Origin of the sequence: Marvinbryantia sp., assembly GCF_047017445.1 — a bacterium.
GTDB lineage: Bacteria > Bacillota > Clostridia > Lachnospirales > Lachnospiraceae > Marvinbryantia.
Window position 1 is genome coordinate 101,662 of sequence record NZ_JBKXTT010000003.1, and the last position, 13,736, is coordinate 115,397.

The 13,736-nt window shown below is 49.7% G+C and carries 10 protein-coding genes; 7 read left to right on the top strand and 3 right to left on the bottom strand.

Annotated elements, in window-relative coordinates; all coding sequences use genetic code 11:
- Genes ACLU9Q_RS04270 through ACLU9Q_RS04285 form a run of 4 tightly spaced genes read left to right on the top strand, consistent with a single transcriptional unit; the run spans window position 1 to window position 5,599 of the window.
- Entirely contained in the window at window positions 1–1,506 is a 1,506-nt protein-coding gene (locus ACLU9Q_RS04270) for a sugar ABC transporter ATP-binding protein (RefSeq protein WP_296831122.1), read from the top strand.
- Window positions 1,507–1,514: 8 nt separating this feature from the next.
- Window positions 1,515–2,492, top strand: a complete 978-nt coding sequence (locus ACLU9Q_RS04275; RefSeq protein ID WP_296831120.1) for an alpha/beta hydrolase — start codon at window positions 1,515–1,517, stop codon at window positions 2,490–2,492.
- Between the two features lie 31 nt (window positions 2,493–2,523).
- Complete coding sequence (locus ACLU9Q_RS04280; RefSeq protein WP_296907456.1) at window positions 2,524–4,779, top strand: pyruvate formate lyase family protein; 2,256 nt, start codon at window positions 2,524–2,526, stop codon at window positions 4,777–4,779.
- A complete protein-coding gene (locus tag ACLU9Q_RS04285) occupies window positions 4,766–5,599 on the top strand; it encodes a glycyl-radical enzyme activating protein (protein ID WP_296831116.1) in 834 nt (277 codons plus the stop codon). Before ACLU9Q_RS04280 ends, ACLU9Q_RS04285 begins: the two co-directional genes overlap by 14 nt.
- A gap of 55 nt (window positions 5,600–5,654) precedes the next feature.
- On the opposite strand, the gene ACLU9Q_RS04290 is transcribed toward ACLU9Q_RS04285, so the two are convergent.
- Window positions 5,655–7,853: a glycoside hydrolase family 2 protein gene (locus tag ACLU9Q_RS04290; protein WP_296831115.1), complete on the bottom strand. Its 2,199-nt coding sequence runs from the start codon at window positions 7,851–7,853 to the stop codon at window positions 5,655–5,657.
- A 214-nt stretch (window positions 7,854–8,067) separates the two neighbouring features.
- Here ACLU9Q_RS04290 and ACLU9Q_RS04295 point away from each other — a divergent pair, with 214 nt between their 5' ends.
- The gene (locus ACLU9Q_RS04295) at window positions 8,068–9,531 is read left to right on the top strand and encodes an MFS transporter (protein WP_296831113.1); all 1,464 of its coding nucleotides are present in this window, start codon (window positions 8,068–8,070) and stop codon (window positions 9,529–9,531) included.
- 1 nt (window position 9,532) lies between these two features.
- Here the strand turns inward: ACLU9Q_RS04295 and ACLU9Q_RS04300 are convergent, their stop codons facing one another.
- Both ACLU9Q_RS04300 and ACLU9Q_RS04305 read right to left on the bottom strand, forming a co-directional pair.
- Window positions 9,533–10,741 (bottom strand): helix-turn-helix domain-containing protein, encoded by a 1,209-nt coding sequence (locus tag ACLU9Q_RS04300; RefSeq protein ID WP_296831111.1) that lies wholly within the window; start codon window positions 10,739–10,741, stop codon window positions 9,533–9,535.
- Window positions 10,738–11,289, bottom strand: a complete 552-nt coding sequence (locus ACLU9Q_RS04305) for a TetR/AcrR family transcriptional regulator (protein WP_296831109.1) — start codon at window positions 11,287–11,289, stop codon at window positions 10,738–10,740. The genes ACLU9Q_RS04300 and ACLU9Q_RS04305 overlap by 4 nt, the downstream gene beginning before the upstream one ends.
- 153 nt (window positions 11,290–11,442) lie before the next feature.
- On the opposite strand from ACLU9Q_RS04305, the gene ACLU9Q_RS04310 reads away from it, so the two are divergent.
- Window positions 11,443–12,819, top strand: coding sequence for an MATE family efflux transporter (locus tag ACLU9Q_RS04310; RefSeq protein ID WP_296831107.1), 1,377 nt, complete (start codon window positions 11,443–11,445; stop codon window positions 12,817–12,819).
- A gap of 21 nt (window positions 12,820–12,840) precedes the next feature.
- Window positions 12,841–13,689: a sugar phosphate isomerase/epimerase family protein gene (locus ACLU9Q_RS04315; RefSeq protein ID WP_296831105.1), complete on the top strand. Its 849-nt coding sequence runs from the start codon at window positions 12,841–12,843 to the stop codon at window positions 13,687–13,689.
- Window positions 13,690–13,736 lie beyond the last annotated feature (47 nt).

Sequence of the window (13,736 nt, forward strand, 5' to 3'; positions counted from 1 at the left end):
ATGGAAAAGCAGGCATTGCTGAGAATGAGCCATATCTCGAAAAAGTTTTCCGGAAATTACGTGCTCTTTGATGTCAGCTTTACGCTGGAGGCAGGAACGATCCACTCTCTGATCGGGGAAAACGGAGCCGGAAAAAGTACCCTGATGAAGGTTCTTGGCGGCGTCTACCTTCAGGAGGAGGGCGAAATTTATATCGATGGTGTAAAGCAGCAGTTCTCCAATGCAAAAGATGCGTTAAAGGCAGGAATCGGAATCATTTATCAGGAATTTAATTTAGTTTCTACATTGAGTATTGCGGAAAATATTTATCTGGGCAAGGAACTGTGTACCGGAAAAGGGGTATTGGACCGTAAGCAAATGATAAAGACGGCCAATGAATTTATGGAGCAGCTTGGTTTTGATATGGTGGACTGCGGGATGAGTGTTTCGTCTTTGAGTGTTGCGCAGCAGCAGATGGTAGAAATTGCAAAGGCATTGTTTAACCATTCAAAAATTCTGGTCCTTGATGAGCCGACAGCGGTGCTGACAGATAAAGAAAGCCGGAAGCTGTTTGATATGATGCGCAGGCTGAAGGATCAGGGCGTAGGAATTATTTATATTTCGCATCGCCTGGAGGAAGTGTTGGAGCTGTCGGATGAAATCACGGTTTTTCGTGATGGGAAGTATATTGATACGCTGGATAATCGCCAGAAAAATGTAGAAAAAGAGGAATTGGTACGTCTGATGGTGGGAAGAAGCCTGGAGCAGTATTATCCGGATAAGACGTATCACTGCGGCAAACGGGAAGTGCTGAAAGTGAGCGGGCTTACAAGGAAAGGGATGTACAGTGACATTTCTTTTGCACTGCATGAGCGGGAGATCCTGGGGATTACAGGCCTTGTCGGCGCAGGGCGTACGGAAGTGGTGAAAACAATTTTTGGAAAAATTATACCGGATGCAGGTACTATATGGCTGGATGGCGAAGAAGTTTCTCTGAAATCTCCGGTGGATGCGATTGGCAAGGGGATTGCTTTTATTCCTGAGAACCGCAAGGAGGAAGGGCTTTTGCTGGACAGCAGTATAGCTGATAATATGATTCTGGCAAATGAAAAACGTGTAAGCGACAGGGGAATTTTTAAGAAAAAGAAGAAAAAAGCGTTTATCAGTAAATATTTCAGCCAGTTGGATATTCGGCCTGCCCGTCCGGAAAAGCTTGCGCGCAATTTCAGCGGCGGCAATCAGCAGAAAGCAATTGTTGCAAAATGGATAGCGACAAATCCAAAGGTATTAATTGTGGATGAACCAACTCGCGGAATCGACATCGGCGCCAAGGCGGAGATTTATCGTCTGATGGATAGCCTGGTGCAGCAGGGCATCAGTATTATTATGGTGTCATCGGAGATGCCGGAAATTATCGGAATGTGCGATCGTGTTCTTGTCATGTGTGAGGGATCACTGCAGGCAGAATTTATGAGAGACGAGCTGACACAGGAAAAAATTATGAGAGCAAGCTCCGGACTTGTATAGGAGATCAGATGGGAGGAAATATGATGCAGGAAAGCAGGTTTAAGATGATTACACAGCCGCCTCGCGGCGGACTTCGCGAAGGACTGAAGTTTGGCTATGTAGATGTCCCGGCTGTCATGACGGAAAAGGACAGACCGTTTCTGGATGAGCTGACCGAAGTTTCTCTGCAGCTTCAAAAAGAAATCCGCAAGGATACCATAGAGGGACTGAAAATCATCAATACACATTTTACAAGCGGCGGAAAGGAGGTTGCCGCCAGAGTATGCATCCCGGAGGGCGAAGAAACATATCCGATGCTGATGTATTATCATGGGGGCGGTTTTGCAATACGCAACATAGAGTGCTTCGATTATATCCACCGGTATTTGGCCAGGAATGCAAAGACGGTCGTGGTCAGTGTGGAATACGATCTTTCACCGGAGGCGAAATTTCCGGTTGCCGTACAGCAGTGCTTTGATGGGCTGCTCTGGGCGAGAGAACATGCAAAGGACTGGAATGCAGATGCTTCCCGGGATGCGGTAGCAGGTGACAGTGCCGGAGGAAATCTTTCTGCGGTTATGTGCCTGATGTGTCGGGATCAGGAAATTGCGGTGCCGGCAAAACAGATTTTGATTTATCCGGCAGTAGACCAGTCACTTCAGTCGGACAGAGAATCGGAGAGGCTATACGGGACAGGATATAATCTGGATTTTAATCATATGGTGTCTTACGGAAAGGCTTATGTAAAAAGTGATGAGGATTTGCTGAATCCCTATGTTTCACCGCTGTTTGCAGAAAATCTGGAGGGAATGCCAAAGGCATACTTTCTGCAGGCGGAGTGTGATATTCTGATAGACCAGGGACTGGAATATGCACAGAGACTGAAGGAAGCGGGAACGGAAGTGGAATACAGGATTTTTACCGGTGTGCCGCATGACTTCCTTTTCTTTGCTTTTCCGGAATCTTATGAGGCTTATGATCTGGTTTGCAGATGGCTGCGGGAGTAGAGCAGCGGGGGTGCGTATGGAAAAGGCAAAGATGAGCCCACGGGTTCAGAAGATATACGAACATTTTTATGACCGGTATGACCGTGAGATGATCAGTGAGCGAAATCGTGTATACGCGCAAATAAAGGAAAAGTATTGCGGGGAGAGTGCTGCTATGCAGCATGCCATAGCATTTTCGGCGTTTCTGGAACAGAAAAAGATTAAAGTGGAGGATTATGATCTTCTGGCGGGGCATATTCAGCATGTGGATTTTTCTTCATCGATCCCGGTCATCATGGAGCATGATTTTGATCCCGCCGGACGCCCGGCAAATCGTTTCGATATTAAGCAAGAAGTGAACTGTTTTTTTGCGGATCATCCGCAGGAGAATGTGCCGTCTGTGCGGGAAATTCTGGATTATTTTTATATGGGAACAGAGTGCGGGCTTAGCAAGCGCTGGGCCAGCGGTCACGTCATTGCAGGTTATGACCGCATGATCAGGGAAGGCCTTTTCTATGTTGAACGGCGCATTGAACATGAAATACATGTCTGTGTGGGAGAAAAGAAGGATTATCTCTGTGCGCTTCTTCGCGTGGTGCATGCGGCGGAAAATTATATTCTTCGCTATGCTTTTGAAGCCTATCGTGCATCGAAAGAGGCAGAAGAACCAGAAGTGAAGAGGCGCCTGCATGAGATAGGCGATGCCTGCTTTCGTATCAGCGGATACCCGGCAGAAAGTTTTCTGGAAGCAATACAGATGGTAGTGCTTTTACATGAGATGCTGACTCTGGAAACACACTCCGGTTCCATGTCGCTTGGCAGAATAGATCAGCTTTTGTATCCCTATTATAAACGGGATCTGGAAACCGGGGTCCTGAAAAAGGAAGAAGCGGCCGAGTATATAGATGCTCTTTGGCTGAAAATAGCCGGGCTTGTGTATGGATTTCAGAATGTGACCATCGGTGGCTGCGATGCGAAGGGCCGGCCGGCTTATAATGATATTACGCTGCTTTGCCTTCAGGCAAGCCGTAAAATTGGAAAGGATCAGCCCCTTTTGTCACTGCGCTGCCGGCCAGATATGCCGGGGAACGTATGGGAGGAAGCGTTGCTGCTGGTAAAAAAAGGAGGCGGTTTTCCGGCGTTTTTCAATGATGATGTGATCATTTCCGCTAAACATGAGCTTGGCGTATCTTGGCAGGATGCTAGGAACTACGGTCTGGTAGGATGTGTGGAACCCAGCATCGGCGGCAGGGAATTTTCCAATACGGAGGAGCTGCGTGTCAATTGGGCAAAGGTGCTTGAATTAATGCTGCATCAGGGCAGATGCGCTGTATCCGGCCATAGATTTTCCATGGCAGAAGAAAAAGAGCTGGATGACATTGAGAGCTTTGAAGAATTTTTTGCATGGTATTTAAAGGAGCTGGAGTTTACGGTGCAGCGTTGTATCCACGCTACGAATCTACTGGACAGAAATTATGCCGGAAACTGTCCGTGTCCGTTTCTTTCCGTAACAATGGAAGGCTGCATAGAGAATGCACAGGATGTGGCGGCAAATGGACCGGTATATCGCTTTTCCACGATCAACTGCTGCGGTATGGCAGATACGGTAGATTCTCTGACCGTTATACGGAAGGCCGTTTTCGAAGAAAAAATCCTGAAGCTGTCGGAGCTGGCGGCTATGCTGGATGCGGACTTCGCGGGATATGAGGTCTGGCAGAGACGATTCGAGATGCAGTATCCGAAGTATGGAAATAATATCGCGGAAGTGGATATTTATATGAAAAAACTGGTGGAAGCCTTTGAAGCAATGGTGCACGGCCAGAAAAATGAGAAGGGCTTTTTTTTCCAGATAGGGCTTTATACGGTGGAAGATCAGGGGTATCTGGGGAAGCTTACCGGGGCACTTCCTTCGGGGCGACGCAAGGGGACATCTCTCGCCAATGCGGTATCACCGTGTCAGGGTATGGATGCAGAAGGACCTACAGCGGTCATGAATTCTGCAACAGAGTTTTCGCATCAGTGTGCAGCGAACGGGCTGGTGCTGGATTTAAAATTTACTCCGGCATTTTTGGAAAAAGAGAAGCATACGGAAATGCTGAAAGAGCTGATCAGCATCTATTTTGAAAAGGGCGGCATGGAAGTACAGTTTAATGTGGTGGACCGGCAGACGCTCCTTGCTGCGAAAGCAGATCCGAAGCAGTACCGGAATCTGGTGGTCCGTGTGTCAGGTTTCAGCGCTTATTTTGTACTGCTTGACCCGGTACTGCAGGATGAGATTATCAAAAGGACAGAGTATGGGAGATTCTAAAAAAGCATTGATCAGCAATGTGCAGAAGTTTTCACTGGATGACGGGCCGGGTATCCGCACGACAATTTTCTTTAAAGGATGTACGCTGAAATGCCGCTGGTGTCATAATCCGGAAAACATTATGGCGGGAAAGCAGGTCTGGCATCATCAGACACGTTGTATCGGCTGCCGCACCTGCATGAATGTCTGCGGGAAAGGGGCTCTGGAATTTGACGGTAAAAAGGCAGTCTGGAACCCGCAGCTTTGCGATAATTGCGGTAAATGCGCGGAGGCTTGCCCGACACAGGCACTGGAGATGGTAGGGGGATTTTGTGAGCCACAGGAAGTTTGGAACCGGGTAAAAGCGGATATTCCGTATTTTGAGCGGACGAATGGAGGAATCACGGTTTCCGGCGGGGAACCTCTCTTATATGCAGAATGGGTAAAAGCCTTTGCAGTCGGTGCAAAGAATGAGTGGAACAAATTTCATCTTGCGGTGGATACGGCGGGGAATGTTCCGTGGACGCAGTTTGAGACGGTTCTGGAAGTGGCAGATTTATTTCTGTATGATTTGAAAATCATGGATGAAAAACTGCACCGCGAGATGACAGGATGCGGCAATCAGATGATTCTGGACAATTTTAGGAAGCTTTGCCAGACGGGCAGGCGCATCTGGGTGCGTGTGCCGCTGATTCCTGCAATAAACGATACGGAGCAGGAAAAAAAGGCGCGCGCAGAATTTCTGAAAGATTGTAAAAATGTCGAAAAGGTAGAGTTTTTGCCCTATCATACCTATGGAATTGGAAAGTATGAGGCACTGGGATGGAAATATCGGTTGTGAGCGCTTATATCCATAAAAACCGGGAGGCAGATGCTGCTTCCCGGTTTTATGCGGTTTATTTTTTGATTCCCTGCAGAATGCGGTTTATCTGCCGGATGCTTTCCTCATCGGCGCCGCTCTGCTTTAAAAGGCTGACCAGTGTCATCCGTCCCATCATCCGCTGAAGGGCGGGATTATCCTTTACGGCGTCGGCGACGTCGCCGCGCTCGGAGGCGCCGCGTGCCATCATCTGGTCGATGATCGCTCCGGCTTTGGAATTTTCACGAATTTCCGCCAGCGTATCATTAATGGAGAAGCATGTCTCATCAGGCTCGCCGTCGTCGAACCAGTTTGTGACGGGTGCCCGCCTGATAAAAATGTAATCCGGGTTCGGCTCGTCCACCTTGCGTATGCGGATGGTATCTTCGCATCCGTCCGCCTGCGCGGTGACGGTATGTGCGCCCGAAATGGGAACCTCAAATGTAAAAACAGTTTTGCCGGTCTGCGTGCCGGCTTTTTTTTCGTCCACGTACAGCGTTACCTGCGGCTGGTTGGAGTACACCTTTATCTCTGTGACGTCCTCCGTGCGGTCCGCATAGCGCCTGCCGCAGATGTGAACAAATTTTTCTGTCTTATTCCATGCGGCTTTGTAGAGGTAGAAAGCGTCTTTCTTTGTCTTGCGGTCGAAGGTGACAAGTCCCTTCTGGTTTTCACCGTGCTTGCCGCCCTCGTCCCTGCCGTCCGCGGCGAAATCGAAGAGGTTCCACACATGCGTTGCCCAGAGATAGGGGCGCGCTTCGATCAGTTTCAGCATATGTTCGTGGTAAAGCGCCTGGTAGCCCTCCGTGTAATCTCCTTTTTCCGGAGCTGCGGACTGATACTGCGGGTTTGCGTCTGCCCCATACTCGGAAAATCCGATGACGCGGTCGGGGTATTTTGCGTGATATTCGTCGAAAAATTCATTTGTCTGTTCCAATTCGCCCAGGTACCAGCCAAAGTAGAGGTTGTAGCTGTTGATATCGGGAATCTCCAGAATCGGGGAATCCGTTTCCAGCATAAAAACGTTCGCCATGGTGGTAGGGCGCGTTTTATCAAGTCTGTGGCAGAGGTCATTTAACAGCCGGTGATTTTCCAGCAGGTCCTCGTTGACCGCGCTGGCGGCGGTGATCTCGTTTGAAAGCCCCCAGACGACGATCGAGGGATGATTGTAATTCTGGACGATCAGCTCTTCCATCTGTGAGAGCGTGTTGGCGCGCGCTCCGCTCATATGCATAGTGATATAGGGAATCTCCGCCCAGACCACCAGACCGTTCTCGTCGCAGAGGTCGTAGAACTCCTGCGCGTGCTGGTAGTGCGCCAGCCGAAGCGTTGTAGCACCGATCTCTTTGATGATTTCCATATCAAGCCGGTGTTGTTCTGGTGAGAGGGCATTTCCGACACCCTTAAAATCCTGATGGCGGGAGACGCCGCGCAGCGGATATGGTCTGCCGTTCAGAAGAAAGCCCTTCTGCGGATCACAGGCAAACTGGCGGCAGCCGAAGCGTGTGCTTACGCAATCGCCGCCCTGCAGGGAAGCGCCTGCCGTATAAAGATACGGATCGTTTACGCCGTCCCAGAGACGGACATTTTCAAGAAGTATTTCCGCCTGCGCGTGGCAGTTTTCCGTGGGAACGGTGACAGTCTGCCCTGCGGCGGTAAAGGTTACCTGTGTCTCGGCGTTTGTCCAGGCTTCCAGCGTGACTGCGGCGCTTCTGTTTTTCAGATTGACGACTGGCGTCACCTTGATGCCCGGCGTTCCGCAGTAGTCCAGCGCAAAGTGAACGGCAGGAACGATGAGCAGGTTTACCGCGCGGTACAGACCGCCGTAGAAGGTAAAGTCCGCCTTCTGCGGATAGCAGATCGTGTTATCCTCATTATTTAATGCGACAGTAAGGATATTTTCTTCTTTTAAATATTCGGTAATATTTACGCGGAAAGCAGAATAGCCGCCCTCGTGATGAGCAAGCTTTTCGCCGTTCATATAAACGTCGGCTATCATTGCGGCGCCGGTAAATTCCAGGTAAGCCTGCGAGCCTGCGTCCATGGAAGGCTTTTTCAGTGTGGTGACATAGTAACAGGTTCCGCGGTAATAGTCGTTTCCGCCGTCCTGCCCGTCCACCGCGTTCCAGGTGTGCGGCAGCGTGACTGTTTCGCCGGGCATAGAAGCCGCACAGAGAGCATCCGGCGCTTCTTTTAGAAAGGTCCAGTTTTCTGTAAGTGATGTGATGGTTCTCATAGTATCCTCCTGTGTGAAGTTTTGTTTATTATAATAGAAAGTAGAATTCTAGGGGGTTTACAATTTCGTGAAAATGTTCGTAAAATCGTTTTAATAATTTTGAACGAGAAACAGTGACGAAAAAAGAAACATTTTCATGAAATAAGAAACACACAGCACACAAAAATCCGCTATACTTGACGTATCAAAAGAAACGATATTGGAGGGAAATATAATGGAAAAAAACAAGAAACTCAGTCAGAGTGAAATTGACGGCGTGCAGTACCGGCGCGCAAAGCTGTGGCAGATCATCCTGGCCGCCTGCAATGCGCTTGTGGGAATGAGCGTCTACAACCTGATCGGTATGGCGAGCTACAGCGCCAGTGTCGGCTACGGAATCACTACGGCGATGGTGGGAGTCATCCTTACCTGCACACGTATTTTTGATGGGATCACCGATCCGCTGGTGGCATTTCTCTATGATAAGGTAAACACCAGATTTGGAAAGCTGCGCGTACTGCTGATTTCCGGTTTTGCGATCGAAGCGGCTGCGCTTCTCCTGATGTTCGATCTGATGTCCTCGAAGGGATTTGGATGGGGCGTGTTCACATTTCTGTATGTGATCTATGTGATCGGCTACACGATTACAAATATGACGGCGCAGACGTTTCCGGCGATCATGTCGAACGATCCGAAGCAGCGTCCGACCATCGGCGTCTGGCACACGGCATTAAACTATCTTGTGCCGATGGTGTTGACGATCGTGCTGAACATGGTGCTGCTGCCGCGTTACGGCGGAGAGTATAACCAGACATTCCTCTCTGCTGCCGTGAGATTTGTTATAGTAGTGGGAACGATCGGTGTGATCCTTGTGAGCATCGGTATCTCGCAGTTTGACAAGCCGGAATATTTCAGCGGTATCGGAAAGCAGGAGCCGCTGAAGATAAAGGATATCATCAGCACACTGAAGGGAAATAAGCCGCTGCAGTGCTATATCGCGGCGAACGCCTCCGATAAGATCGCGCAGCAGACTGCTTCGCAGGCGGTTATCAATACCATGCTGCTCGGTATTATCATTGGAAATATGGGACTTGGCACGATGCTGAGCGTGATCGGAATGGCGCCCTCTCTCGTGTTTGCAGCTTTTGGAGCAAAGTATGCCGGAAAATTCGGCAGCAAAAAAGCAATCGTGACCTGGACGAAGATCTGCATGGTGATCGCAGCTGTGATGTTTGTATTCTTTGTTGTGATCAATCCCGCTTCGATCGCACAGATGGGACCGACGATGATTCTATATGTAATCCTTCAGCTTGCGCTGAACGGCGCAAAAATGTGTGTGACAACCGGTTCCAACGCGTTTATGGCGGATACGATCGACTACGAGCTGGATCGCAGCGGAAAATACATACCGGCGGTGGTAACGGGCACCTACAGTCTGATCGACAAGCTGGTTTCTTCATTCAGCGCGCTGATCGCTGCCGGAGCGGTGGCGCTGATCGGTTATACAACAACAATGCCGCAGCCGGGTGAGACCTGTACTCCGGCGATCTTCTGGATGACGATGGCGGTGTATTTCGGTCTGCCGATGCTTGGCTGGATCGTTACCCTGATCGCTATGCGAAGCTGCCCGCTCACGAAAGAAGAGATGGTGCAGGTACAGAAACGCATCGCTGACAAAAAGGCACAGATAAAGAAATAAGCTAAAGCTTTCCGTTCCTTTTGCGGTATTCGCTGGGGGACATGCCGGTAAATTTCTGAAAACAGGTATAAAAATGACTGCGGCCGCTGAAATGAAGACGGTCGCTGATCGCCTGGATACTCTCGCCGGTATCCGATAAAAGCAGCTTTGCCTGCTCGACTTTTTCATTGAGGATAAAATCGTTCACGGACATGCCGGTCTCCTTTTTAAACTTATGCGAGAAATAGTATTCGGTGTAGCCCACCCGCTTTGCAAGCTCTTCCATGGAGAGCGGCGACGCAATATGCGTTTTGATATAGTAGCAGGAGTTCAGAATGGGAGAGGAAATGTGGCTTTGCTTCTTTGTTTCCCGTACGCGTGCCACGTAATCCTCCAGCATCTCCGAGCAGAGCGCGCTGATGGCGGACATGGAATCGCTATCCTCGATCCTTCCGGCGTAGAAGTCGTTGAGATCGTAGGAGATGGAAGGAGACAGACCGCCCGCGATGCAGGCGCGCGAGCAGAGAGTCAGCAGCACGAGCGCGTTATTTTTGTGGGAGCGCAGGGCGTTGCCAACTTCCGCCTTTATTCCATAGCTCAAAGCGTGAGACTGCGTGAGCGCTTCCCTGTACATGGGATTGCCCTCGGAAATCATTTTCAGCAGTCGCTGTTCCTGATACCAGATGCCGGCGTGGCTGCGTCCATCGGACTGCCAGGTATTGTTCTCCGGTTTTGCCGTGTTGCTGTGATAAATAATTTTATCAGCGGATAACTTTTCGCCGGTGAGGCAGTAGTGCAGCATAACCGCGTACTGATTGATGATATTGGAAGGAATCGACGGGATGCTGTCAAAGTTTTTCAGGATAGCGGCTCTGGTCTTCACGGAGAGGTCGTAGGAATCCATGCGCCTGCGGATGATCAGCAGGGAATCGCGTCCGCTGAAGATCGGACCGATCAGATGCGTATGAAGTTCGTCGTTTTTCTGTTCGAAGCCGCAGATCCACAGAAGATTGCCCTCGATCTCCAGAATGACCGGCAGGCGGCTGCCCGTCTCCAGATGTCTGCGGATAACCTTCTCTAGCCCTGTATATACGAGAAAACCGCTGGAAAACAGGAGATTGGTCCAGTCTGTAAAAAGCATCTGGAAATTCTGGTCGTATTCCCAGCGGAAAAGCGCATAATTACAGTTAATAAGCTCATAAAAGAACGATAATTTTTCTTCAGTGGTCATGGCTTTTCTTCCTTTGTGAAACTTTCCTGTACAGCTTCGGTCAGCCGGATGATCCGATCTGCGATTTCCTCCGGCGTTTCCTTTAAGCCGCTGTGCAGCCAGTAGGTGAGAAGTCCACTGACGGATCCGCAGAGACAGCCGAAAAGCATACCGCCGTTTGAAGAAAAAGCAGGATTGTATATCTGTATTTTGTGAAAGCAGGCGAGGGCAAGACGGCGGGTAAAGTCTTCCTGTGTCTGTAAAAAAGCCAGATCCTGGAAATCCCTGTTGCTGCAGATGGCGCGCAGGATGGTTACCAGCACCGGGCGCAGACCTTTCTGCGGATACTCGTCAATCATCTGTGTGATGCCAAGAATGGCTTCCTCCTCCAGCTTTTCCAGGAGGTCATAGGGATCGGCGTAATACTTATAGAATGTGGAGCGATTGATCTGTGCAAACTCACAGATTTCTTTCACCGTGATCTTTGAAATGCTTTTTTGCCGGATCAGCCTGAAAAAGCATTGCTTGATAACCATTTTTGTGTAGCGCACCCTGGCGTCAGTTTTCATAAAAATGTCCTTTCCGCAACAGTTTTCGGGATGGTGTTGCCTATCTTACAAAACGTCGATGGATTGATGATTGTTATTTTTGATAAATTGATTATAATCGAAAATAAGAAAATAAGCAACAGATGTTGAGTAAAAAAGGGGAAAGGTGATACTATGGATGAGAGACAACGGTCGAGAAGTCAGGAGTTGTTCCAGGATAAGCCTGTATGGAATGCGATTTTTGCAATGGCGGTGCCGTCCTGCATTTCGATTCTGGTGATGGTCTGCTATAACATGGCGGATATGTTTTTTGTCGGACAGCTTGGGGACACGGCGCAGGTGGCGGCAGTGTCGGTGGCGGGACCGGTATTTTCGCTGATTACGGCGGTATCGACCATGATAGGAATGGGCGGCTGCTCCGTGATCGCTCAGACTGCGGGGCAGGGAAAGCTGCGGGAGGCAAAGATTTATTCCAGCATGTGTTTTTATACAGCGGTTTTTCTCGGACTTCTCTGCACGGTGGTTGTTCTGACAGGCGCCGACAGTATTTTAAAAGCGCTGGGAGCAAATGAGGAGATCCTGCCTTTTGCAGGGAGCTACATGCGGATCCTGGCGGCAGGGGCGGTGGCAATGCTTCTTTCGGTTGTGCTTTCCTCGCTTATCCGCGCGGATGGCGCCGTTCGGGAGGGGCTGATCGGAAATCTGGCAGGGACTGCGGTCAACATTGTGCTGGATCCGATTTTTATACTGGTGCTGGATATGGGCATTGCAGGAGCCGCGATCGCAACGCTGATCGGAAATGTGGTCAGCAGCTCCTTTTATCTCTGGTATATTTTGAAAAAGGCTGAGTATTTAAGCATCAGACCGTTTTTTGGAAATTACAGATTAAAGGAATTCTTTCACATTCTGGCGGTCGGAATGCCGAATGGGATCAGCAGTCTTTTGGCAGGAGCAGCCTCCGCGTTTTCGAATCAGCTTCTGTCGGCCTACGGCACGGATGCGATCGCGGCGATGGCGGCGGCAGGAAAAACGACCATGGTCATTTCCATGCTGCAGATGGGGATCTGCATGGGCGTACAGCCGATGATGGCTTATAACTACGGGGCCGGAAATAAAGAAAGACTGCAGGAAATACTGAAAAAACTTGCAATACTGACCTTGCTGATAGGAAGCGCGGCAATGCTCGGATGCTTCTTTGGCAGAGGAGCGATCATCGGAATGTTTTTGAAAAATGCGCAGGCAGCGGCAATGGGAGAAAGGCTGGTAATCTTTTTGCTGATTGCAAGTCCGGTGATCGGCTGGTATTACATTGGAACTAATTTTTTGCAGGCGTCCGGAAACGCGGCGGCAGCGACCGTCGTTTTGCTGACACGGCAGGGAATCATTTTGATCCCGTGTCTCTATCTGATGAATACGCTGATGGGATTTACGGGAATCGCTGCGGCGCATACGGCGGCGGACATATTATCCGTGATCATTTCTCTGGCAGTCTGCAGGATGAAAAATATAGCCGGAAATCCGCATGTAAAGGAGATTCCGAGAGGCTATTAAATAGAAGAGGGAGGAATCCAGATGACAGTAAAAGCAGTACAGCAGATTATGATCGGCAGCCTGTGTAAAAATGAAAAGCAGACGCTGCAGACCTTAAAGGAAATTAAAGAGGCAGGCTATGACGGCATAGAATTGAACGGTTTTATGATCCGTCCGACGTCGATGCTGGTGCGCCTGATGACGAAGGCGGCGGGAATGCCGGTGGGAAAAGGCGGAAATTATGACTGGAAGGGAATGGTTACGGAAGCAGGGCTTTCCGTGGTCAGCGTGCATGAGGATCTTGGCAGCATCAAACGGAATGCGGATGCCGTTATCCGGGAGGCGAAGGATTTCGGCACCGATAAGGTGGTGATTACCGGTATGTACCGCTTCGATTATTCCGATAAAAATGCCGTGGCAAATCTGGTGCAGGATCTGAATACCTGCGGGGAGACACTTGCAAAATCCGGCGTCAGCCTGCTGTACCACAATCACAACTGCGAATTTCGCAAAGTGGAAAAAAACAGGACGGCGTATGATCTGCTGATCAGGGAAACAGATCCCGCGTTTGTGAATTTTGAGCTGGATTCCTACTGGCCGACGGAGGCAGGCGCCTCGGCGATCGCGCTGATGAAGCGGCTCGGGGAGCGCATGAAGCTTTACCACATCAACGACCGCGGAACAAGGGTGGGCGGACCGTCCATGACGCCGATCTTAAAATCGGACAGCATGGAGCTTGGTACGGGAAACATGAACCTGGACGAGCTGATGCAGCAGGCTCTGGCGGTTTCTGTGGATGCGGTGATCCTGGAAAGCCATAAAAACTGGATAGAAAAGTCGCCGATCCGATCCATGCAGGTGAGCGCGGAATTTTTAAAGAAGTATATTTAGTCTGCAAATAAAAAGTCAAGCAGAAATTGATGAACTTTGAAAATTTT